22 protein-coding genes are annotated in these 24,572 nt (G+C 31.2%); 4 read left to right on the top strand and 18 right to left on the bottom strand.

Annotated features, from left to right (window positions below):
• Positions 1-16 precede the first annotated feature (16 nt).
• The 4 genes from CUL_RS0113230 to yycF all read right to left on the bottom strand — a co-directional run bounded on the left by CUL_RS0113230 (position 17) and on the right by yycF (position 4,546).
• Positions 17-1,444, bottom strand: coding sequence for a hypothetical protein (locus CUL_RS0113230; RefSeq protein WP_025642177.1), 1,428 nt, complete (start codon positions 1,442-1,444; stop codon positions 17-19).
• Positions 1,445-1,475: 31 nt separating this feature from the next.
• On the bottom strand, positions 1,476-1,958 hold the full coding sequence (locus tag CUL_RS0113225) for a hypothetical protein (protein WP_005583830.1): 483 nt from the start codon (positions 1,956-1,958) through the stop codon (positions 1,476-1,478).
• Between the two features lie 89 nt (positions 1,959-2,047).
• Entirely contained in the window at positions 2,048-3,850 is a 1,803-nt protein-coding gene (locus CUL_RS0113220; RefSeq protein ID WP_005583829.1) for a sensor histidine kinase, read from the bottom strand.
• 3 nt (positions 3,851-3,853) lie between these two features.
• Positions 3,854-4,546 carry a response regulator YycF gene (gene yycF, locus CUL_RS0113215; protein ID WP_005583827.1) on the bottom strand — a complete coding sequence of 231 codons (693 nt, stop codon included), beginning with the start codon at positions 4,544-4,546 and terminating at the stop codon, positions 3,854-3,856.
• A 459-nt stretch (positions 4,547-5,005) separates the two neighbouring features.
• On the opposite strand from yycF, the gene CUL_RS0113210 reads away from it, so the two are divergent.
• Both CUL_RS0113210 and CUL_RS0113205 read left to right on the top strand, forming a co-directional pair.
• Positions 5,006-7,699 carry a calcium-transporting P-type ATPase, PMR1-type gene (locus CUL_RS0113210; protein WP_025642174.1) on the top strand — a complete coding sequence of 898 codons (2,694 nt, stop codon included), beginning with the start codon at positions 5,006-5,008 and terminating at the stop codon, positions 7,697-7,699.
• A 63-nt stretch (positions 7,700-7,762) separates the two neighbouring features.
• Entirely contained in the window at positions 7,763-9,046 is a 1,284-nt protein-coding gene (locus CUL_RS0113205) for a S8 family peptidase (protein WP_005587187.1), read from the top strand.
• Positions 9,047-9,105: 59 nt separating this feature from the next.
• On the opposite strand, the gene CUL_RS0113200 is transcribed toward CUL_RS0113205, so the two are convergent.
• On the bottom strand, positions 9,106-10,551 hold the full coding sequence (locus CUL_RS0113200; protein ID WP_005587186.1) for a M23 family metallopeptidase: 1,446 nt from the start codon (positions 10,549-10,551) through the stop codon (positions 9,106-9,108).
• A 424-nt stretch (positions 10,552-10,975) separates the two neighbouring features.
• On the opposite strand from CUL_RS0113200, the gene yyaC reads away from it, so the two are divergent.
• A complete protein-coding gene (gene yyaC, locus CUL_RS0113195; RefSeq protein ID WP_005587185.1) occupies positions 10,976-11,566 on the top strand; it encodes a spore protease YyaC in 591 nt (196 codons plus the stop codon).
• Here yyaC and CUL_RS18980 read toward each other — a convergent pair.
• The 7 genes from CUL_RS18980 to CUL_RS0113160 form a co-directional block, all read right to left on the bottom strand.
• Entirely contained in the window at positions 11,563-11,727 is a 165-nt protein-coding gene (locus CUL_RS18980) for a hypothetical protein (RefSeq protein ID WP_157752667.1), read from the bottom strand. The two genes, yyaC and CUL_RS18980, sit on opposite strands and share 4 nt — an antisense overlap.
• A gap of 66 nt (positions 11,728-11,793) precedes the next feature.
• Positions 11,794-12,681 (bottom strand): diacylglycerol/lipid kinase family protein, encoded by an 888-nt coding sequence (locus CUL_RS0113185; protein ID WP_005587184.1) that lies wholly within the window; start codon positions 12,679-12,681, stop codon positions 11,794-11,796.
• A 13-nt stretch (positions 12,682-12,694) separates the two neighbouring features.
• Positions 12,695-13,213: a DUF4446 family protein gene (locus CUL_RS0113180; RefSeq protein ID WP_005587183.1), complete on the bottom strand. Its 519-nt coding sequence runs from the start codon at positions 13,211-13,213 to the stop codon at positions 12,695-12,697.
• A 16-nt stretch (positions 13,214-13,229) separates the two neighbouring features.
• Positions 13,230-14,372, bottom strand: coding sequence for an aminotransferase class V-fold PLP-dependent enzyme (locus CUL_RS0113175; protein WP_025642168.1), 1,143 nt, complete (start codon positions 14,370-14,372; stop codon positions 13,230-13,232).
• Between the two features lie 97 nt (positions 14,373-14,469).
• Positions 14,470-15,108, bottom strand: coding sequence for a cyclodeaminase/cyclohydrolase family protein (locus tag CUL_RS0113170; RefSeq protein ID WP_201767904.1), 639 nt, complete (start codon positions 15,106-15,108; stop codon positions 14,470-14,472).
• Positions 15,109-15,198: 90 nt separating this feature from the next.
• The gene (locus CUL_RS0113165; protein WP_005587180.1) at positions 15,199-16,551 is read right to left on the bottom strand and encodes an alanine/glycine:cation symporter family protein; all 1,353 of its coding nucleotides are present in this window, start codon (positions 16,549-16,551) and stop codon (positions 15,199-15,201) included.
• Between the two features lie 223 nt (positions 16,552-16,774).
• A complete protein-coding gene (locus tag CUL_RS0113160; protein WP_025642164.1) occupies positions 16,775-17,722 on the bottom strand; it encodes a calcium/sodium antiporter in 948 nt (315 codons plus the stop codon).
• Between the two features lie 160 nt (positions 17,723-17,882).
• On the opposite strand from CUL_RS0113160, the gene ytaF reads away from it, so the two are divergent.
• Complete coding sequence (gene ytaF, locus CUL_RS0113155) at positions 17,883-18,515, top strand: sporulation membrane protein YtaF (RefSeq protein ID WP_005587177.1); 633 nt, start codon at positions 17,883-17,885, stop codon at positions 18,513-18,515.
• A gap of 5 nt (positions 18,516-18,520) precedes the next feature.
• On the opposite strand, the gene CUL_RS0113150 is transcribed toward ytaF, so the two are convergent.
• The 6 genes from CUL_RS0113150 to CUL_RS0113125 all read right to left on the bottom strand — a co-directional run bounded on the left by CUL_RS0113150 (position 18,521) and on the right by CUL_RS0113125 (position 24,174).
• Complete coding sequence (locus tag CUL_RS0113150) at positions 18,521-19,417, bottom strand: PhzF family phenazine biosynthesis protein (protein ID WP_005587175.1); 897 nt, start codon at positions 19,415-19,417, stop codon at positions 18,521-18,523.
• Between the two features lie 45 nt (positions 19,418-19,462).
• The gene (locus CUL_RS0113145) at positions 19,463-20,326 is read right to left on the bottom strand and encodes a ParB/RepB/Spo0J family partition protein (RefSeq protein WP_005587173.1); all 864 of its coding nucleotides are present in this window, start codon (positions 20,324-20,326) and stop codon (positions 19,463-19,465) included.
• Positions 20,327-20,436: 110 nt separating this feature from the next.
• Positions 20,437-21,201: a ParA family protein gene (locus CUL_RS0113140; RefSeq protein WP_005587172.1), complete on the bottom strand. Its 765-nt coding sequence runs from the start codon at positions 21,199-21,201 to the stop codon at positions 20,437-20,439.
• A 678-nt stretch (positions 21,202-21,879) separates the two neighbouring features.
• Positions 21,880-22,134, bottom strand: coding sequence for a GIY-YIG nuclease family protein (locus CUL_RS17420; RefSeq protein ID WP_035143258.1), 255 nt, complete (start codon positions 22,132-22,134; stop codon positions 21,880-21,882).
• A gap of 572 nt (positions 22,135-22,706) precedes the next feature.
• Positions 22,707-23,507 (bottom strand): hypothetical protein, encoded by an 801-nt coding sequence (locus CUL_RS0113130; RefSeq protein WP_025642160.1) that lies wholly within the window; start codon positions 23,505-23,507, stop codon positions 22,707-22,709.
• A 136-nt stretch (positions 23,508-23,643) separates the two neighbouring features.
• A complete protein-coding gene (locus CUL_RS0113125; protein WP_025642158.1) occupies positions 23,644-24,174 on the bottom strand; it encodes a hypothetical protein in 531 nt (176 codons plus the stop codon).
• Between the last annotated feature and the right edge of the window lie 398 nt (positions 24,175-24,572).

The following is a 24,572-nucleotide window of genomic DNA, read 5'->3' as shown; positions in this document are numbered from 1 at the left end:
CCATCCAAAACTAATATTATTTTCTACTAAATACCAAGTTCCCATCGTATACATCAAAAGCATAGGTTCTGTTTCCAACTTTTAATAGCCATACTCCAACTAATTCTTCCTTATCTTTATTAAGACAAGGATCTAAATATGCTAAAGAGATATCATCAATAGAGGATAAAACTTTCTCCTTTAGTACTTCTCCATCTATATCTTCTACAAGTAATTTGTTATCCTGTATATATCCCATTTGTAGTAGACCATAATTCATATTTATAATATCAAAGGCAGACAACATTTGGCTAGCCTCTGTCTCATCATACGTATTTATATTCATGTCTTTCCTAATAAACCTTTTGTAATTTCTCACATATTTATTAAAAACATCTATTTGTATAAAATCTTCTACTATGTCTTTCCCCAAAAATACTGGGAATCCTCTTATTCTATACTTGAAGGTCAACCTATAACCTAGGTTTTGTTCAGATTCTATTTTTTCAATCTTTGACAAATATAAATCCTTCGGAACTCCAATATGGTTAGATAAAAATTCAGAAGCTGTATTTAAACTGATGTAAAGGTTTCTCTCCTTTACAGGTTCCTCCAACGGACTAAAATACTCTAATAAACCATTTTGGTGCACCTTTAAGACCTTTTGATTGTATACATATAATATGGATCCATTATTTTCAACTATCTCTCGCAAATAATCTATATTTCTCTTAAAAAAAATTTCTGCAATGTTTCTAATTTCTTTAATATTATCTGTATTTAACTCATTTTCCACGTAGACCAAAGGCATACTTTTCGACATCCTATAGGGAATATATACATTGTTATCAACATTTAAAGTTTCCCTAATTGGATAATAATAAGTATAATCTTTTTCCTCTATGGCCTTTAATTTGTTTTTAACATTTTCCAAATCCAAATTTGGATCATAGACCTTTAAATGTCTATCTTTTTCGCTAAATACTACATAAGGCTCTTCTGGCCCTAAATAAAGATAGATATTGTCCACATTTGGTATCTTTTCCGTAATACTATTTGGTTTTGTCACATCCAACGACCTAGCCAATATATAAGTACTAAATTTTTCAGGAAAATAAAAAACTATGGACTTCTTTTTATAATACGTAGAGAATTCCTCAGTAGACAGGGTCTCCGTCTTGACACTATTAGAAGACAGGATATCTGCCAAAGAAGAGCGAGTGCTTGTCCATAGATTATTATTGTCATCATTATTAAAAATTGTATGATTTTTTTCATCAAAATTTAGTAAATATTTGTCAGGTTTTATCATATCTGTAAACAAATAGTTTGCAGACAAAGCTTCTTCTTTTTGAAAAAGTGGCAATATTTCATAGGGCATTTGAATCCATAATCGTCTTGTTAAAAACACACTAATGAATACCAAGGATAGGAGTAGGAAAGTCTTTAACCTTTCTTTAAACACAACCAATCATCTCCTTAAACCCAATGGTATTTTATTTAGTAGAAGAACCTATAAATGAGTTTCTAGGGCTTTTTTCTAATTGTTCTTTTTCATAATAATAGAGGATCTTCTCTACAGAGGGTACTCCATTTACATCAAAGGTAACTGTTATTTTATTAACCCCAAGAATTAATTCGACTTCTTCCCCAAAGCCAAGGGCTCCAGATTTCGTAGTTTTACTAGAAATAAGAATATAATCATCTTTACCAGGTAATTTTTCCAATGAATAATTATTGCCAGTCAGATCTATTGCACCGTATACATCTATAATTATTTTTGTCCCTTCAGGGGCCTTACCAGATATTAATACTACCTTCTTATCTGAGGCAGAGGAGCTCTTTTCTGGTGTAATCACCTGATATTTAGTTGTATCCACTTTAGGTTTTATATTACTTGCAGATGCTGCAAACCCAACCGTTGATATAGAAATAACTGCTATCATAACAATTATACTAGCCATTACTTTTTTCCACATAACCTTACCTCCTTTACAATACAATAGGACACACTAATTATTATACATTAACTATATTACAAACGTATTACAGGCCAATTAAGATTAAATTACAGACTAGTAACCTTAGGAAGAACCACATCAACTTCAGTTCCTACGTTATATTCAGAATTTAATACTATCTCTCCACCATGGGCTTCCACAATCTGCTTGGCAATAGATAAGCCTAACCCTGTTCCTCCTAAATCCCTGCTCCTACCCTTATCCACCCTATAAAATCGTTCAAAAATCCTACTTTTATCTTCACCTGGTATTCCAATACCATTATCTTTTACAGTAATTACAATACTGTCATCAAGTTGCTTTGCTGATACATTGATTTCACCATTATCAGAAGTATATTTTATTGCATTTGATATTATATTTAGTATAACCTGTTCTATACCATCTTTATCTATTTCAATATTCGGCATGTTTTCTTCAATATTTAAATTTAATTTCTGATTTTTCTCCTTAAAGGAAAATTCAAGTTTTAAACAAGCATCTCTAATCAATTTTTCTAAAGAATACTCTACCTTCTTCCATTTAGTTTTATTATAGTCCAGATTAGAAAGTTGGAGTAAATCTCTAACTATACGCGCCATTCTATCACATTCATTATCTATGATGGATAAAAACTTTTTAGAAAGTTCTCCGTCTATATCCTCATAATCCATTAAGGTTTCAGTATAGGATTTAATAGTAGTTATAGGCGTCTTTAATTCATGGGAAACATTAGCTACAAACTCCTTCCTCATATTATCTAGTTTATGCTGCTCAGTTATATCTTGAAACACTATTATTATCCCACCGATATTGTTCCTTTCATTACGAAATGGCGCATATTTAATTCGATAAACTATATTTTTTATCTCGACTATTTCATCCCCTTCAAGGCTATATAAGTCTTCATAATCAATATTTTTTAAATTTATCTTATCCATTGCAAAAACTTTTTTATGGGCAAATTCTTCATTAATCGTTTCTTCTAAATCCAATATATCTATTGCAATAGGATTAGCATGGATAATATGTCCATTTACATCAATGGCTATGACTCCATCTGCCATATAGTTAAATATAGTATCTAATTTACTTTTTTCTAAACTCATTTCCTGAATTGTGTCTTTTAACTTTAGTGTTAAGTAATTGAACATACTAGCCAACTGTCCCATTTCATCATCGGATTTTACCTCAACAAACTGGTCAAAATCACCTTTTGCCATCCTTTCAGCTTTCTTAGTCACATCCCTAATTGGTTCAGTTATACTACTTGCAATTAAAAAGCCCAACAACACGGTTATGCCTAAGGCTAGCATAGTTGCACTAGTCAATATCTTTTTTGAATCATCAACAGTTTTATATACATCCTGTAAATCACCAATCATATATAGTACGCCCTTAACTTGGCCCACTCCATCTAGCACTGGATATGCTAAATGCTGAAAGATGGTATCTTCATTTGAATCCTTTCTGATTATTTGACTTCTGTCGCCATTGTAAGCATCTAAGATTAGAGTAGGGTCTAAATATGCCAGAGCATTTTGACCCTTAATCTTCTCATAATTACTATAGGATGAGGCTATTATTGTAGGTATATCTTCATTATATATAACATAAAGGGTTTCAGTTCCTTCAAACCTCCACTCATTCAAAGTTTTTTGAATTTCCTTATCTACTAGACTCCAATTATCCTCTAATAAATAGCTAGAAGCGCTTATTATGGATTCAATCTGTTTAACCATGGTATTTACTCTATTGTTCAATTGTTGAGCTTCAAATCTTTGTACTATAAATACTCCTACTATTACCATAGCCATAAATACAAGCAAAAAATACACTATGATAAACTTCCACCTAATACTTGTAAACATGGACTAGCCCCTCCTGAAATAATATCCTACTCCTCTTTTTGTCATTATATATTTATATTCTCCATCCTTGTCCTCTATCTTCTCCCTAAGCCTTCTAATAGTTACATCTACAGTCCTTATATCTCCATAGTATTCATATCCCCATACTTCTTCCAATAATTGCTCTCTAGTAAATACTTGTTCTACACTTGAAGCTAAAAATTTTAGCAACTCAAATTCTCTTAAGGTAAGTTCTATAACTTGTCCCCTTTTTTGGACCTCGTATTTATTTAAATCAATAAGTAAATCCCCAATCTGTAGTATGTCTCCACTATTCAACTCATTATTCGAGAATTCAATTCTCCTTAAATTTGCCTTCACTCTAGCCATTAATTCTCTCATACTAAAAGGTTTTGTTATATAATCATCCGCTCCCAATTCTAATCCCAACACCTTATCTACCTCCTCTTCCTTTGCAGTAAGCATAAGAACTGGAGTTTTAAAATCCTTTCGAATCTCTTTAAGAACCTGAAATCCATCTTTTTTAGGAAGCATAATATCTAATACGATTAAATCTGGTAAAGTCTCGTGAACTTTCTCAATGGCTTCTTCTCCATCAAAGGCTAAATTAACTGTATAGCCTTCCTTTTCTAAGTTAAACTTTACAATATCTGCGATAGATTTCTCATCGTCTACCACTAAAATCTTCTTATCCATAATTATCACTCCATTTAAATAATGAATATCCAATAATCAACCTTCCTTAAGTCTAAATCCTTTCCTAATGAAGTGTCTACATAATCCCCCATGCCTAAATTATCTAATAATAAAATGAACTTGTCAAATTCATATTTAAATAGAAAATCATTTCAATTATATGTATAATCACTATTGAAATTATACTATATATATTATATAATTGATTTCAACGAAGGGGAGTAGCTTTTAAATAGTTAGTCGTCAATCCGGAGTAATCCCGGCTAACTATCCTGTAAACTTAGGTAGCAAGACCTTTGTTTAGTCATTTATTGCTAAACAAAGGTCTTTTTATTTGCCATATTATATTTTAGCAACTCTACTCCAAATCTTCAACCGTTACCACAAACTAACAGTTTCGTATTTAATTTTTAATGTAGGTGGTATACTAGTGTTAAATAGAGAAAGGAATGACTTTTTATGGAATGGTATGAAAAAAACATTGAAAACTTATTGTCTGAATTAAATACCAATGAGCAAACTGGTATCTCCAAAGAAGAAGCTGAAAACCGTCTAAAAAAATACGGTCCCAATGAATTAAAGGAAGAAGCAAAGAAGAGCCTATTATCAAAAATAATAGCACAATTTAACGACTTTCTCGTAATTATATTAATAATAGCCAGCGTCATCTCCTTCATTGTTGGAGAAAAGACCGACTCTGTCGTAATACTAGCTATAGTGGCTATTAACGCATTTTTAAGTTTATATCAAGAAGGTAGAGCTGAAAAATCCTTAGAAGCTTTAAAAAAGATGGCTGCTCCAAATGCTAAAGTAATAAGAAGTGGGTCTGCTACCGTAGTTCCAGCAAATACCTTAGTCCCTGGCGATATAGTCTTATTGGAATCTGGTGATATTATTCCTGCTGATCTAAGGTTAACAGAAACCTCCAACCTTAAAGTAGAAGAAGCTTCCTTAACTGGAGAATCGGTTCCTGTAGAAAAAGATGCTAATGAAATATTTGATCATGAAGTGTCTTTAGGGGATAGAAAAAACATGGCTTATATGAGCACTATTGTTACCTATGGCAGGGCCAAAGGAGCAGTTATAGGAACGGGACATGATACCGAAATAGGTAAGATAGCAACAATGATTCAAACCTTTGAGGATGAAACCACTCCTTTGCAAAAAAAATTGAATGAATTAGGAAAGTACTTGGGCATTGCTTGTATTATAGTATGTGCATTAGTATTTGGCATCGGTATATTTCAAGGAAGAGATATATTAGATATGTTTATGGTTGCTATTAGTTTGGCAGTTGCAGCTATTCCGGAGGGATTACCAGCTATAGTAACCATCGTCCTAGCATTGGGCATGAATAAAATGGTTAGAAGAAATGCAATTGTAAAAAAATTACTTGCTGTAGAAACTTTAGGTTGTACTACAGTAATATGCTCTGACAAGACTGGAACATTGACTCAAAATGAAATGACCGTGGTTAAAGTTTATACTAATGGTAAAATATTAGATGTTACAGGAACTGGCTATGGACCAGAAGGTGAATTTAAAGTTGGAGATTCTCCATTGCCTTTAGAAAAATCCATTAATCTTAATACATTATTATCTATAGGCTTACTATGTAACGATGCCATATTAGATGAAACAGATGAGGGGTATAGGATATTAGGAGACCCTACTGAAGGTGCTCTAGTTACATTGGCGGGCAAAGGAAAAATGTTTAAAGAAGAGATGAATGGAAAATTCCCAAGGGTAGAGGAAATTCCTTTTGATTCCGGCAGAAAGATGATGACGACAATCCATGAAAACTTTTTTCCTAATAAATTAGTTTCCTTTACTAAAGGGGCACCAGATATAGTGATTAATAGAAGTAGTAGTATATATATTGATGGTAAGATAGTACCCTTGACCAGTAAATTAAAAGAAGAGATATTAAATATTAATAGTAAGTTTTCAAAAAAAGCTTTAAGGGTTTTAGCCTTTGCGTTTAGAAAATATGATCATATGCCCAATGATCTTACATCTGAATCCATTGAAAATGATATGGTTTTAGTTGGATTAGTTGGAATGATCGATCCGCCAAGAGAAGAAGCAAAAGATGCCATAAAAAGATGTGAGGAAGCAGGAATCAAAGCAGTTATGATTACTGGAGACTATAAGGAAACTGCCTTTGCTATTGCTAAAGAGTTAGGAATGGCTGAAGATGAAGATGAGGCTATTATGGGCAAAGAGTTAGATGGGGTTTCCGATGATGATTTAAAAGACTTGGTAAAACAAAAACGAGTTTATGCCAGAGTTTCTCCAGAACATAAGGTACGAATAGTTAATGCATTAAAAGCAAATGGTGAAATTACTGCTATGACTGGGGATGGAGTCAATGATGCCTTAGCTCTTAAAAGAGCTGATATTGGTGTTTCCATGGGTATTACAGGGACAGATGTAGCTAAAAATACAGCAGAAGTTATTTTAACGGATGATAATTTTGCTAGTATAGTATCTGCCGTAGAAGAAGGTAGAATAATATACAGTAATATTAAAAAATTTGTATTCTTTTTATTGTCTTGTAATATCGGAGAAATCCTAATAGTGACTTTAAGTATACTCCTAGGATTAGAAGTTCCACTTATTCCAATCCAATTATTATGGTTAAACCTTGTGACGGACAGTTTCCCAGCTTTAGCATTAGGTATGGAAAAGGGAGAACCTGAAATAATGAAAATTCCCCCTAGAAACCCGGATGAACCTATTCTAGATAAGGGAATGGTCAGAGGCATAATAATTCAGAGTATAGCTATTGCTTTAGGAGCCTTGTTAGCATATAGATGGGGGCTTAAAACCTATGGTGTGGAAAATTTAATTATCCCAAGAACTATAACCTTTTCAACTTTGATTACGGCTGAATTGTTAAGAGCTTATTCAAGTAGGTCCGAAAAACACACTATATTTGAGCTAGGTGTATTTACCAATAAAACATTAACTTATGCAACTTTGTTATCTTTTGTTCTATTATTAATAGTAATCTATTTGCCATTTTTTCAACCAATTTTCGATACCTATCCTTTAAGTTTAATGGATTGGCAAGTAGTTCTATTACATGCATTTTTACCCCTTGTAGTAGGTGAGACATATAAATTGTTTTCAAGAAAAAAAGCCCTATAGGGCTTTTTTTACGCACATTTTACAAGTATTATGCATAAGATAGAACAAGGAAGGTGGTTTTATATGAGAGAGATGAATACTTCTAAAATATGTCCCATATTAAGCGCTAAAATAATGTCCCAATCAAAAGAAGAACTACCTGTAATTGTTCAATTAAAAGAAAAGAATAATAGGCTACAAAGTGGAATTATGGACTTATCAGCAAAGGTTAAAGGCCCCTTGCCTATAATCAATGGAGTTGCCTGCAATTTAAGTACAGATATCATCTATAGATTGGCTGCTAATCCCGATATCGAATATATTAGTTTCGACTCTAAGGTGTTCACCCAATTAGACATTGCTGTACCAACTATAGGCGGATATATTCCTCATGAAAGGGGATTTAAGGGAAAAGGGATAACTGTTGCAGTAATAGACACAGGAGTTGCTCCTCATCAAGACTTAATAACTCCAACTAGTAGAATTGTTGGTTTCAAAGATCTTGTCAATAACAAATCTGTTCCCTATGATGATAACGGTCATGGTACCCATGTGGCTGGTATAATAGCAGGTAATGGATATTCTTCTAGAGGGAAATACATTGGCGTAGCCCCAGAATCTAATATTTTAGCCATAAAGGCCTTGGATAGTGAAGGTGCTGGTAATTCTTCTAATATTATCGCTGCCATATCCTATGCAATTGAAACTAAAGAACAATATAATACCAAAGTATTAAATCTTTCCTTTGGAAGTCCAGCCAATAGCAATTGCACTAAGGATCCTTTATGTAAAGCCGTAGCTGAAGCAAATAAGGCAGGATTGATAGTCGTAGCAGCAGCTGGAAATAGTGGTCCTAACGAAAAGACTATTCTTTCTCCAGGTATCAGCCCTAATGTAATTACTGTAGGTGCTGTTGATGATAAAAGGACTATAGATCCAAGGGATGATGTTATTGCTTCCTTTTCAAGTAGAGGTCCTACAAATGAAGGTTTGTCAAAACCAGATATCGTTGCACCTGGAGTAAATATTAGTTCTTTATCAAATACTACATTAGATGGATATAAAACTTTAAGCGGTACCTCTATGGCTACTCCATTGGTATCTGGCGCTGTTGCACTTCTATTGAATAAATATAACGATTTAAAACCTCGCGAAATAAAGGAAAAGTTAGTAAAATCATGTATTGATCTTAAGGATTCTAAGGAAAAGCAAGGTGCTGGTATGTTAAACTTAAATTTATTGTTTTATGAAGATGGCAATACTTCAACAGATAATATTACCCCAAAACCTACTGGCTTTCATGGGGAATTCCTTGAGAATATTATTATGATTTTGATTATATTATTTTTATTTGATTCCAGGATATGAAAGAGGCGGAAAAATAAGAACTTGTCTATTAAATAAAAAAAGCAGCAAAGCTGCTTTTTTTATCTCACATAATTAGCTGGGTTTTGATTCCGACCGTTTTTAAGGACTTCAAAATGAAGATGGGAACCTGTAGATCTACCTGTATTACCAACAGTTGCTACAACTTGGCCTTTATAAACCCTATCACCCTTTTTAACCTTTATCGTATTGCAATGAGCATATCTTGTTATATATCCATTTCCATGGTCTATTTCTACTAAATTCCCATAAGCACCCTTTCTACCCGTATATACTACTTTGCCACCATCCGCTGCTTTAATTGGTGTACCAGTTCTCGCTGCAATATCTAGACCTCTATGCATTCTTCCATTTCTCATTCCATATCTTGAAGATATGGAACCTCTTGTCGGCATTAAAAACGCCCCTGTAGCTGCAGTTTTCGGGAGTTCTTTAGTACCTTGAACCACCAACTCGTCTACAGGCTTTTTAATAATCGCTTCTTTTAATATTTCCTTTTCAACGACTTTTCCATTATGTTTAGTTATTTTAGCAATATACTGGCTCTCACCTTCAGAACCCTTGACTTTTACTTTTTTTTCAGTTTTATACATATTATTGTCATATTCAATCTTCACTTCATAATCGGTTTTTTCCGTATATTGAATCTCTTCAATGGTCTCTACTGTTAATAAAGATTTAGGTACTAAAAGTTTAATCTCATCACCAATTTGTAGTTTTTCTGGATTTTTATCTAAATTAGCCTCAATTAATTCTTCTACAGACATATCATAAATCTTTGCTATAGTCCATAAGCTTTCTCCTACCTCTACTACATGGGTTTTTACCTCTTCCGTTCCCGTTTGGATATATTGTAATAATTCTTCTTTATTGTTTAATTTATTTAAAGGTATATCCTTCTTTTCAATTTTAACATCCTCAATAAAACTTATCTTTTCTATATCGCTATTTTCATCAATACCATCTAGATAGGGTTTTTTTATTGTCTCTATTATATTTTCTAGATCTTCCTTAGTCCTAGCAAATCCTATTTCTTTATTATCCACCATTAATGCATAACCACTTACCAAAAAAGTCATCCTAGATTTAATATTAGATTTTAGCTCTGCTGGTGAAACTATCAAATCATCCTTTGCATGGGTGTCTTCAAAACGGACGTCCTTTTTAAAAACAATATCTATATCATATGTATTAGATAACTCTTTTTTTATATCCGACAATATACTTAAAGCTTGTTCCTGGTCTCTAACTATACCTATTTCTTCGTCTCCAAAGTAAACCGTAAAAGCTCTAGTTTTTATCTCATTAATCTTATAAGTAGTTAACAATAAGCCTACAATTACAATTAACATAACTCCTATAAGAATTTTTTTAAAACTATACTTCCCTGAAATTTTATCTATTATACTACTAAATCCTCCAAAAACTTTACTGCCTACAATGGATATGGAATGGGTTTTTAACCCCGGGTGATTCGGTTTATCCATGGTTTTAAATACCTCCTGTTTTTAGATTAGCTTTACTTAAATAGGCTAATTGTCAAAACCTTTGTAACCATTTTGTAATCTTTTTATATTAATATGAACTTATTATAACATAGGATAATTTTTTTTCAATACTAGAAGCCTGTCTAAATATATTCTATTCAATTTTTTATTAAATATACCTTTTCTTTCTTTGCCTTAATATCAACGAATCCATCTATCTATAGTATTATTCCTCAAAAAAGTATTTTACATTTATTAAGAAATCTTAATAAATGTAGGGGCCTATTTATTATCTATTATAAGGATATTCTAAGTATTTATGCTCTTATTTATGGAAATACTTCTATTATGCTTTCATTATTCATAGTATTTGAAAGAAAGGTGTAAGAATTAATTTCTCAAAAGACCTATACAGGAGGTAAATATGCTAGACTGTACTAACAATAACTATGTTAATTCCAAATCTGCCTTTGCTGTATTTGATATTTCTCGCCTTATCACAGAATATCTACCAATGGATATAGACATTATTCAGAACCTAATAATTCTTTGTATTGGCACAGACAGGTCTACTGGTGACTCTTTAGGACCCTTAGTTGGTCATAAATTAACTTCTCATATGCCCTATTTCAATAAAGTTCATCTATTTGGTACATTAGATGAGCCAGTTCATGCTAAAAATTTAGCAGATACAATTACAAATATTGAAATAAACTATCCCAAATCTTTCATACTAGCTATAGATGCTTCCTTAGGAAATTCTGATAAAATAGGCTATATAAACGTTAAAAAGGGTCCTTTAAAACCTGGATTAGGAGTAAATAAAAAGCTCCCCTCAATAGGAGATATAAGTATTACTGGCGTAGTTAATATTGGAGGTATGATGGAATATATGGTATTACAAAACACTAGACTCAGTTTAGTTATGAACATGGCAGATGTTATTTCTAAAGGTATTTATAGGACCCTATTCAGAATATATTATAATAAGCTAAAAGATACTAAATATCCTTAAGTTAATTGGTTTTTTTCATCTTTTTTCACTCTACCATTTTGACCTTTTTTTTCGAATTTAGTATTTGGCATAAATTCTTCATACATATATATAAGATTATTTATGTCAACTCCTAATTCCATATCTATATTAATAGAACCATTTTTATTTCTATTTCCCATAAAAAATCCCTCCTAGTATTTTAATATTATATTTACTAGGCGGGCTTTTATTCATTATTTATTCAGTTAGTTATTAACAAAAATAGATAATTTCTCATCTTTTATAGTAAATAGGATTTCCTTTTCTATATCCTTAACTTCCCCATCTATATTTAAATAAGTTCTATCTTTAGTGAATATCCTGACCTTTTTTGCTTTAAATATCTCCACATGTTTTTTGAATTTTATATGTTTTCCTTTTATTATAGTTGGCAATAAAAGAAGTAATTTCAGTTTTGACATTTTATTTACTATACATATATGAAAATATCCATCTTCTATAAGGGCCATAGGTAAAACCTTCAATCCACCCCCATAATATTTACCATTACCAACTGCCACTAGAAAGATATCTTTATCTATCAGAATATTATCTATTTCCAATTTTGTATTTATATCCTTAAAGCCAACCAAAGTAATTATGACTCCAATAAAATATGCAATTCCAGATTTCAACCTTTTTTTAATCTTTTCAGTATTTTTAACGACCACCGAATCGAATCCAATACTTGCAATATTTAAAAACAAATCTCCATTTACCATGCCTACATCTACTTTTTTATTAATTCCTTTTATTATAATTCCTATGGATTCTTCTATATTAAAAGGTATATTTAAAGTTCTAGCTAAATCATTACCCGTTCCACTTGGGATTATCCCCAACGTACCTTCGCCATGCTCCAATATGCCTAAAGCAACTTCATTTACTGTACCATCTCCACCTACTGCTACAATTTTTTTATACCCTTTTTTCAAACCCTTTTTTGCTATATTTATTCCATCCCTTGGTTGTTCAGTCAAAACAATATCATAGTCTAATTCCACGTTTTTCATAAAATTATCTATTATTGGAACTAACCGTCTAGCTCTTCCTCCACCTGCTATTGGATTAATTATAAAAAGTATCTTGTCCATAAATCCTCCCGATCTATATAGATTTTACATTTAGCTCTCCCTTTATTGCTCTATCTACAGCTTGCATTTCTTCAACTGATAAGGGATATATAGATTTCCCATTTTTTATTGGTTTTGCATAGCAAGTAGACTGCTCCCTACCATAAATACTTGTTAGCACAAAACCATTTAAAAAGTTATCTAAAAATGCAATAGAAAAGCTAAGTTCAGAACCCATATCTGCAAAGGCATTATATCTAATAAATCCTACCTTTTGAATAGCAAAGGTTAATTTGGTATCTAAATTATCCATCTTCTTATCTAAATCTGAAAAATCATCCCTCAATTGTTCTATTCTATATCCATTTTTAATTAATAATTCTTCAATATTAATACCATCTGCCCCACGAACTAACTCATTATATCTATGCTTAATTTTAGATATTCTGATTTCCGCTATTAAATATAGGGCTAATAGAATAAAAAAAGCTACCAATATGCCAATTATTATTTCTATATTATATATTTCAACAAATTCTCTAATCTGCTCCATTTGATTTACTCCTTTCCTACAGTTCTTTAGATATTTCTTTGATAGCTTTTATTCCTAGTTCAATCTCATCATGTGTATTAAAAGGACCAAAACTAAACCTAACTACCCCTTGGCTGAAAGTTTCTATGGTTTTATGGGCCATAGGAGCACAATGAAGACCTGGCCTTACTTCTATATCATAATTTTCATCTAATATATAGCTAATTTCAGAAGAATCCTCGTCTCCAATATTTATTGAAACTACAGCTCCTTGTTCTTTTATATCTAATGGTCCGTATACTTTTACATTTTCAATTTTAACAATTTCTTCAATAAAATGTTTTGTCAATTCTTCTTCATATTTTCTAATGGTATCTAATCCTTCCTGAAGGATATATTTTACTCCAGCACCTAGACCAACAATCCCAGGTCCATTAGGAGTTCCACTTTCATATCTATCTGGCAATATATCTGGTTGTTCTAACAAATGAGATATACTGCCTGTCCCACCTTGATTGAGTTCCTTTACTTCTATACCTTCTCTAATATATAGTCCCCCTGTCCCTTGAGGCCCTAAAAGTCCCTTATGCCCTGGAAAAGCCAACATATCTATATTTAGCTTTTCTACATCGATATGGTATACTCCTGCTGATTGAGCAGCATCTACAAGATAATAAATACCATTATCCCTAGCAATCCTGCCAATCTGTTCAATAGGCATAATGGTACCTGTTAGATTGGAAATGTGAGTTGTTACAATAAGCTTAGTATTCTTCTTAATACTTTTTTCTATATCTTTAGGATTTATCCTCCCTGCGTAATCTCCTTTAACAATGGTAAGTTCTATCCCTTCTTTTTCCAATACTTTAAGAGGTCTAAGAACAGAATTATGTTCCATAGACGTGGTTATAACATGGTCCCCTGTATTTAATATACCTTTAATTCCAATATTTAAACTCTCAGTACAGTTAAATGTAAATATTAAATTCATAGGGTTTTTAATATTAAATAGTTTTGCTAATAGTTCCCTAGTTTCAAATATTTCTCTTCCAAGCCTTAATGCTAATTTATGACCTGATCTTCCTGGATTAGCTCCATATTCTTTCATAGCTTTCATAATGGAATCATAAACCCCATCTGGTTTTGGAAAAGAAGTCGCTGCATTATCAAAATATACCAACGAATCCACCTCCATATTTTTATATCCTAATTATATCATATTCATAATGGGGATAAAAAGTATAACAAATAAAAAAAGGAGCTCCTAAGAGCATCCTTTATCCTAATCTTTGGTATACGGTTTTTAGTAATTCCTCTTTTAACTTAGTTCCCTCTTTTAATAGATTATCAATTTTTTCTTCCATTTTATTTTTAAATTCTTCATCTTTTATGCTAAGTAAGTTTATCTTTACATTTAGAAGGGCTCCTTCAAGGCCTGTAGCTGCTAAAAGAGCGCCTACCCCTACATCGGTAATTGCATTTACATTGCCATGATCAGCAAACACCTTTTGTAACTCTAATACTTTGAAACATTCTTCAGCACATCTTAGCGGTACTTCCAAGGCTACTTTATATCCTTCTTGGATAGCTTGGGACCTGTTTTTCTTTTCTTCTTCTGTCTCCTTAGGCAATTTAAAAGCCTCCATTACTTTATCAAATGCCTTTGTATCTTCGTCAACAATTTGGTTAAGCTTTTCTATGCTTTTCTTTAATTCTTCAAAGTTATGGTCCATTTCTCCTTTTGTTTTTTCATCAAGCTCTTCATACATCTTTCTACCAATTGTTAAATAACCAACCATAGCTGTCAATGCGGAACCTAAACTCCCTGCTAGAGCAGCCACACTTCCTCCCCCTGGAGTTGGGTCTTTAGATGCAACTTTATCAACATAATTTTTTATGCTTCCATCTATTAACATCAAATCACCGCCCTTTTATAATATTATTATAAATTCTCTTTCCATTCTACCCAATTATATTATAGATTAACTTTATAATCAAGCTAATATCTACTTTACACTATCTAAAAAATTTCTTTCATAATCTCTTAATATGGAAATTGCTTGAGGTGATAATATCAATAAACCTATAACGTTCGGTAACACCATCAAACCATTAAACAAATCTGCAATTTGCCATACTGCATCGACACTAAGTATAGAGCCAAGAACAATAAATAATAACACGATTATTCTATAAGGCCATATTGCCTTTGCTCCAAATAAATATTTAATGTTAGACTCACCGAAATAATACCAACCAATTATAGTTGAAAATGCGAAAAAGAATAGGCTAATCGCAACAAATATGGTTCCAAAGTTTCCAAGACCTATACCAAAGGCTTTTTGTGTCATCTCAATTCCGGTTAAGCCTAGAGTATATGCGCCAGTAGTTATATTTATTAAAGCGGTTATAGTACATATTACCAAAGTGTCAAAGATAACACCAAATATAGCTACCAAACCTTGCTCTGCCGGATGATCTACTTTTGCCACTGCATGGGCATGAGGTGTAGAACCCATACCAGCTTCGTTGGAAAATAATCCTCTTGCAATACCATATCTTACGGCTTCTTTGACAGTAACTCCAATTGCACCTCCAACAGCTGCTTTTGCTGAAAATGCAGAGCTAATTATTATTTTAAAAGCGGGGATAATTTGAGTGTAATTAAGAACTATAATTAAAAAGCTACCAACAATGTATAAAATAGCCATAAAAGGTACTATTAGCTCTGTAAAAGATGCGATTCTACTCATTCCACCGGCAAAAATTAGGCCAGCAAAAATGGCGGCTATTATTCCTCCTACCCAGTTCGGTATACTAAAGGCTGAAGTTAAAGCTACCGCTATAGAATTAGATTGAACCATATTTCCAACAAAGCCTAAAGCTATTATAATTGTAATTGCAAAAAACCCAGCTAATAGTTTGCTATTCAATCCTTTTCTTAAGTAATAAGCAGGTCCCCCCGTAACCTCTCCATCAATTTTTTCTACATACTTCTGTGCTAAAACCGCTTCTCCAAATATAGTACCCATCCCAAAAAATGCACTAACCCACATCCAAAATATAGCTCCTGGCCCGCCAGATGCTATAGCAGTAGCTACTCCTGCTAAATTCCCAGTTCCCACCTGAGCCGCTATAGATGTTGCCAACGCTTGAAAAGACGACATACCATCCTTGTCAGCTTTTTCTTCTCTTTTAAACACATTACCAAATACATGAGCATTAATATCCTTAAATCTACGAACCTGAATAAATCTTAGTCTTATAGTATAATAAATACCTGTTCCTAGTAATAGAAAAATTAAAACTTTATTCCATAGGTTCTCATTTAAGACATTTACTATTTCCATTATGTTCATATATTTTACCTCTCTTCCTTTGTTATTTTTCTAGCAAACATTTTATATAATAACATAAATTTGGAATTTGTAAAAGATTAAATTTTGTATATTTTTCCCTTATTTCTTCCAATTTAATTATTTTTTATCAGTTCCCATATTATTATTCGCTTTTTCTTCTTTTTAATTCCCAAAAAAAAATGGCATTAATATGCCATTAAATAATTCGATATTTTTTTGCCCCTTAAAAGAGAATTAACAGATAGGCTATATAAGTAGACAATAATATTAAACCTGTAATTCTACCTATTTTTTCTTTATATATTCCTGACACTATGAAAATTAAAGCAACAAACATAGCCATAGGAATATCTAAGAATAATGTCTGTCTTGAAATTATCAACCCTTGTTGACTAACTAAAGCTGAAGCCCCTATTATTACGGATACATTTAATATATTTGCTCCTAAAATATTACCCAAAGAAATATTTTCTTGTTCCTTTAGTATAGCCATTAAAGATGTTACCAATTCTGGCAATGATGTTCCAATTGCAAGTAAGGTTAAACTTATCACCTGTTTCGGAATTCTTAAAAAATTTGCAATCTTTACTCCACTATCTACTAATATATGGGCTCCATACACAATAAAAAATCCTCCAAGCAAGAATTTGAATAGGTTTGTAAGCATATCCTTTTTTCTAATTGGACCTTTCTTTATTCTTTTATTCCCCCCATTTGTTTTTTTATGTTCAAAAATATTAATTATTATGAAAAATACTGCTAACCCAATCAACATATATCCTTCCCTATACGTTATTATCCCTTCTTTAGATAAAATAAAAAAAATGGATAGATAAGATATCATCATAATACCTTTAATACCAAAAAAATTGGATCTAATCTTTATTGGTTTTATTAAAGAACATAACCCCATTATAAAGGCTATATTACATATATAGGATCCAATAGCATTACCAACAGCCATTTCTGAAAAACCTTCGTTGCTTGCTACAGTAGATACAAAAAATTCAGGCAAAGTTGTTGCTACACTAATAATAGTAGCCCCTATTATACCAGAGGAAATTCCTGTCCTTTCAGCTATCCATATAGCTGCCTCCACAAATATATCTCCGCCCTTCACTATCAATATCAAGCCTATAATAAAAATTATTAACACCCATATTATTTCCATAATATCCTCCTAAAGTAGGTCCTTAATTTTGATTAGCTACTATATTTATATATAGGAAATTCTATTAATATTCATACTATAATATATAATCCACTAAACAATCACAATAAATATAAAAATAGAATAGGATATAGTATTATAATTAAAAGGAGTGCTTATTATGGAAACATTATTGCTAGTATTAGCCTTATCATTAGATGCTTTTGTGGCTAGCGTTGCATACGGTACAAATAAGATTAAAATACCCTGTATTTCTATAATCATCATAGATATAGTTTGTGCATCTTTTTTAACTTTGGCTATTTTTTCAGGGGAATTGGTAAAAAACTTCTTACCTACCAATTCAACATCAATTATTAGCTTTTTAATCCTGATTCTTCTCGGAATTTACTATCTTTTTGAAAGTATAGTAAAATCCTTTTTTAAAAATAGATTTTATTCAAAAGAAAGAGTTAAGGTAAAACTATTTGATATACGGTTAGTAATAGATATTTATGTAGACGAGATTAAAGCTGACTTTGATAACTCAAAAAAACTTAGCTCTAAGGAAGCCTTATATCTCGCTACAGCTCTTTCTTTAGATTCATTAGCTATTGGTTTCAGTTCTGGACTTGGAAATGTTAATCCATTATTGTTAATATCAATGTCTTTAATATTCGATGTTTTAGCTATTTGGAGCGGGTTGGTTATTGGTAAGAGGCTGGTTGAAAAATCTAAGATTAATCTATCTTGGGTGGCAGGCATAATATTAATAACTTTAGCGTTTTTAAAATTAAAACAACCAACCTTTTAGGTTGGTTAAAAATACATAATCCCTTCTAAAACTATTCTTGCTTCCCCTCCGACTTTAATATTATAAATCTCATTATCTTTTTCTATAGTACAATGAATTTGGCTAGGCCTTTTTAGAGACTCTCCTTGGAAAGCTACTATTTCCTTATTATTAATATGTCCTTCCTTTTTCAAGAAATATGCTAAACCTCCATTAGCAGTGCCAGTAGCCGCTTCTTCCCTTATCCCAACTAACGGAGCAAAGTTTCTAGTATATACTATATTCGAATCCTTATCCGGTAAATAAAAAGCATGAACTCCTATTACATTTATTTTTGTTGATAAATGGGTTAATTTTTCAAAATCTACTATCAAATTATCTAGTATTTTTTTATTCTTTAAAGGTAACTGTATATCTGGAAGACCTGTGGAAATAATTTTTGGGTCAACAAATTTTTCTCCTATGCCTATATCCTTTTTCTTTATATTAAAACAATCTAATAATAAATCTAGATCCTCTATTATACCTAGATCCTTAGGCTTGGATTGTTCCATCATTACCTTTGTAACTTTTCCTTCATTATAATAAATTTCTACTCCTAATCTACCTGCTTTAGTTTCTTGATACACTTTTCTTATTCCTTCATACATAGGTGGCAAAAAATTTTTATATGCTAATGTATAAAAAGAACCAATGGTAGCATGACCACAAAGATCAACTTCACTAATAGGGGTAAAAAACCTGACTCTAAATTTGGTTTCATCTAAAGGAATTATAAAAGCTGTCTCTGAAAGATTCATTTCTTTGGCGATATTTTGCATTTCTTTTTCTGATAATCCTTTAGCATCTAATACTACACCTGCAGGATTGCCTCCGAAGGGTTTAGAGGTAAAAGCATCAACTTGAAATATCTTTAATTCCATATTCATACTCCTTTCCTAAAATGTTTCACGTGAAACACTAGTAACCTATTTTATCATCAGCTCTAAAATACGTTCTAAATCCTCATGACCATAGAATTCTATCTGTATTGTACCTCCTTCTTTTTTAGGATTCAAAGACACTTTAGTACCCAAGGCCCTCATAAGCTGCTCTTCAATTTCTTTAACAAAGGGATCCTTTTTTGTTTCTTTTCTCTTTTGATTCTTTTCTTTGTTGTTTTTTGCCATCTTTTCTGTTTCACGAACATTTATTTTATTATTTATTATTGATTGAGCAGTTTTTATCCGTTCTTCTTTGTCTTTTATAGTTAATAGAGCTCTACCATGACCGCTAGTTATTTTCCCATTGGCAATATAATCTATAATTTCTTCATCAAGATTTAATAATCTAATAGAGTTAGCTATATAAGACCTACTTTTACCTATAGCAGAAGCTACCTCTTCCTGAGTTAGATTATGTTCTTCAATTAATCCTTTAAAAGCATAAGCTTCCTCAATGGGATTCAAATCATCTCTTTGAAGATTTTCAATTAATGCTAATTTCATTGCCTGTCTATCATCTACATTCTTAACAATACAAGGAATCTCTTTAAAATTAGCAGCTTTAGCAGCCCTCCACCTTCTTTCTCCAGCAACTATTTCATAAGAATTTCCTTTTTTCCTAACTACAATAGGTTGGATAACCCCATATTGTTTTATTGAATCAGTTAACTCTTCTAATAATCCTTTGTCAAAATCTTTTCTAGGTTGTTCCTCATTAGGTATTATTGAAGATAATTTTATATTTTGAATATTATTCAAATCCATTTCATCATCTAATAAATCAGCTATAGGCTCGTTAGGTATTAAAGCCGCTAACCCTTTCCCTAAGCCTCTTTTTTTTGATACCATCCAAATTCCCGTTATTGAAAACTATCAATAAAATGACATTAAAGGATGATAATACTTTTTATACTAATAGCTTTCTAATAACGGTATTCACCTCCTTCATTTTATCCTTATTAATCCAATAAATATAAGAACTCTTCTGCCAACTCCATATAGGCTTCAGCCCCCTTAGATTTAGGGTCATAATCAATCACAGATAATCCATAACTTGGCGCCTCAGCTAATCTTACATTCCTAGGAATAATCGAAGTATACACCTTTCCTTTGAAATATTTTTTTACTTCATCTACTACTTGGATTGACAAATTTGTCCTACCATCAAACATACTTAGAACCACACCCTCAATTTCAAGATCGGGATTCAAACTTCTCTTTACCAACATTATGGTATCTACCAATTGACTAACACCTTCTAAAGCATAATATTCACACTGTATTGGCACTAATACACTATGGGAAGCTGACAATCCATTGATACTTAATAATCCTAAAGATGGAGGGCAGTCTATTAATATGAAATCATAACTTTCTTCTATTTCCTCTAGGGATCTTTTCAAGGCCAATTCTCTTCCTTCCATACCTATTAGTTCAATCTCTGCACCAGCCAAATCTACATTTGAAGGAATAATATCAACATTTTCCGCAGTAGTTTTTCTTACAATCTGTTTTGAATTGACACCATTAATTAATCCATCATATACAGATAATTCTAAGCTGTTTTTATCAATACCCAATCCACTAGTAGCATTACCTTGAGGGTCTACGTCAACAATTAATATTTTTTTATTCAATTTCCCTAATGCAGCAGCTAAATTTATCACCGTTGTAGTTTTGCCAACTCCACCTTTTTGATTAAAAATAGTAATTACCCTTCCCATATAATCACCACCGAATATCTACAATTATTTAAATACTTTATTATATAATATCAGATTGGAAGAAGAAAATGAAATGATTTTCTAAAAAACAAAAATGTTTCACGTGAAACATTTTTATTTAATATGTCTTTATTATTTTAAAACAAAAACAAGTATTAGCGTTACTATTTTCTTACTTATTTTACCAGCAAATTTTTTTGTTCATTAAAAGGGTGATAAATCTCGCTTTTTAGACCCTTTATATATTCATAGGTTGCCATGGTTTTAAAACATTGAATATTTCACCAAATAACTTTTGTCTATCTTGAATGCATATAGTTATAAACTAATACCTTCCTCGTGAATAATTATAATTCCCTAACCTAATATTCTTTCTTCATGTAGTTTATCCATATAACCACATCCATTTTTATATTGTCCCTATGTCATGTATTTCTATTAATGCACAATATAAAAATTGTATGTCTTAACTGATATTCAATTAAAATAATGAATACAAAGCTACAATAATTCGTCTTGCTTTATCCACATAATCATCTCCTAATAGTATTTTTAAAAAAACTTATAATTTATTTTAAATATTTACAATCTAATACGAAACATTTTATAAATTATGCGACATTGTCATTCTGAACGCAGTGAAGAATCTTGTCTCTAGAACTTCTTAGATAAATCTTTTCATTCAAGATATATACCTTGTATCACTTCATTCTTCTTTTGTCTAGTCCACCCTTTGATTTGTTTTTCTCTATCTATAGCTAAATTTACATCTGAAGTATATTCAAAGTATACTAATTTATTTACGTTATATTTTGCTGTAAAACCTTTTATTAATTTATTTTTATGTTCATATACACTATGCTCTAAGTTGTTGGTAACCTCTGTATATAAAACCTTGTTATTCAAGTTAGCCATCATATATACATAGTACAAACTACCACCCCTTTAAAATTCCTCGCTACGCTAGGAATGACAGCCATTTACAACACATTCATCCGCTTATATACATTATATCGCTAAATTATAATTTATGGTAACTCCTTAAACATTAATATTTAGTAAATAGAGCTTGCCTATTATTTATAATATGGTTCATTGTATTAGTTCAACTAGCAGAATAAATAGAATGTATCTAGTGATAGAGATATAAACTCTACTATAAACAAATAAGGTGTTTAACATTATCTACGCTAAACACCTTATTAACTATCTTATAATGATTTCACTTTTACAATTCACAAAAGTTTTTATTTGAAATATTTTTTAGATATTTCTTCTATATCATTTGCAAACACCATCTTTTTATTAAATTGCTCCTAGGCTACCATTTCATTATAGTTAATGATAAGAACTTCTACTTTATTTTTTCTTAATTCTTCTACAATCTTTTTTAGTTTTATGGCTACTTCAGTGTCTACATAATATTCTCCATATTGGTTACAAGTATTGGCAAGAACATTTTTTATAATAATATCATTATCAGGATCCTCTCTATATCCGGGTGGTCAGTAATACAATCTTGAAATTAATGCATCTTCAATTATTGCAACATTTAGCTCAAAATAATATTCTTTTACAACTTCTGAGTTTACCACCTCTTTTAAATTCATAGAATCTTCTTCATTTGATTCACTAAGTTCTATTTTATTCTCTAGCATTTCTTCAAAAACTTTTAATTTATCAAAAACACCCTTTACCCATTCTTTATTTTCCCACAATTTTGGGTTATTTACATCTCTTTCTGCCGGATGCCCTGTAGCATATGTATCTACCCCGTCCTTATTTCCAAAGTAGAAATCAACAATTTTTAGAGATTTGTTTTCAGCAGTTATTAACATCTTGCAACTCATTCCTGATCCTTCAAACTCAAAAGGTAACTCAAGATAATAAAGATTGTCTTCTATATATTGCAAGTTAGCTTGTTTAAATTCATTTATTAACCCGTAATTTATACCATGCCCGCCTTGTAATTCCTGCCTCTGTGTTAGTTCCAATACTTTATCAATAAATTTTAGTAGATTTTTATTTGCAATATATTTTTTAAAAGATACTTTCTCTTGCTCTGCAACTGCACCATTATATAGATTTACAAATGCTTTACCAAAATCAATAATTGTTTGGTCATTGTTATAATCAAGGTTTTCGCCTTGAATTATAAATTCTTGATTTGCAAGTTCATTTAGTAAATCCTTTGCGGAATTCCTATAAGGTATATTGTTATTTTCAACTGTTTCTAATTGTTTTTGATTACATCCTGAAAAAATAATAATTGAAAACATTACAATAAATAATACTGATCTTTTCACTTCGATGCCTCCTATATTAAAAATAAATAATCCTTCTAGATAAACATTGTTACACCGTTATGTAGTAAAATATAAATATTAACCTTAAAAAAAGAGTAATAATTATTAATTTGAATATAATGAAATTTTATATCGATCAATTAATTTTGAAATAATCAACTTTTAAATCATCACCATCTTTAACCAAACTTATTATGCCACTCTTTTCAGATTTAGTATTTTCCCCATCTATATGTTCATAAATAATAATTGCACTAAATGATAGTGTGCCTTCATTCTGATTATTAGATTCATCGAATTCAATACTTGATACAGTTGCTTTGACTATATCTGAGTTTATAACATCAGCATTTGGGATAACTCTATTCCTAACGAGCCTCAACTTTTCATCTTCTGTTATGATATCACCGAAGTTTTGTTCAAAATATTCTTCAATTTTCTTTTCAAAAATACTATCATGAATTCCATAGATTAAAGTGTCTACTTCACCTGAAATAATATTTTCATTTAAAGTAAGGGTTTCTTCTATTTCACTCTTTTTTTCGTATTGTGCGTAGTATAAATTAATGAATTCATCAGCCTTTTCCTCATATTCATTCCTATAGTTACAACTGGTAAAAAACAACACTATAGTTATAAAAACAAGTAATATCCCAACTTTTTTCATGCTGCCGCCTCCTCTATCCCCTTTTTTTATAACACCTATTATAACTTATGCTCTATTTTTTTCTCCTTTCAACTATTTAATTAAATAAAAAAGGTTTAACTTCTTACGTCTACCTTTCTTTATGATTGCAAAAATTCCATTTCCCTTCATATCTAGCCATTATTATAGCAAACTTCAAATCTTCATAATTCACCTCATATTAATATTGTCTTTATACATTATTTGACTTATATGTAATAGCTATTACCAATATTATACCATTTAACCACAATCTATTAAATATTGTTAAACTATTCTATAATAAAAGCCAAAATGTTTCACGTGAAACATTTTGGCTTTTATTATCTTTTAGGTATCTGAATAGATACCTCTACATATTCGCCTTTGTCCTTTTCAAA

Origin of the sequence: [Clostridium] ultunense DSM 10521, from assembly GCF_000511955.1 — a bacterium.
In the GTDB taxonomy this organism is placed as follows: Bacteria; Bacillota; Clostridia; order Tissierellales; family Tepidimicrobiaceae; genus Schnuerera; species Schnuerera ultunensis.
Note: the sequence above shows the minus strand (reverse complement) of the source record. Positions and strands in the feature narration are given on the sequence as shown.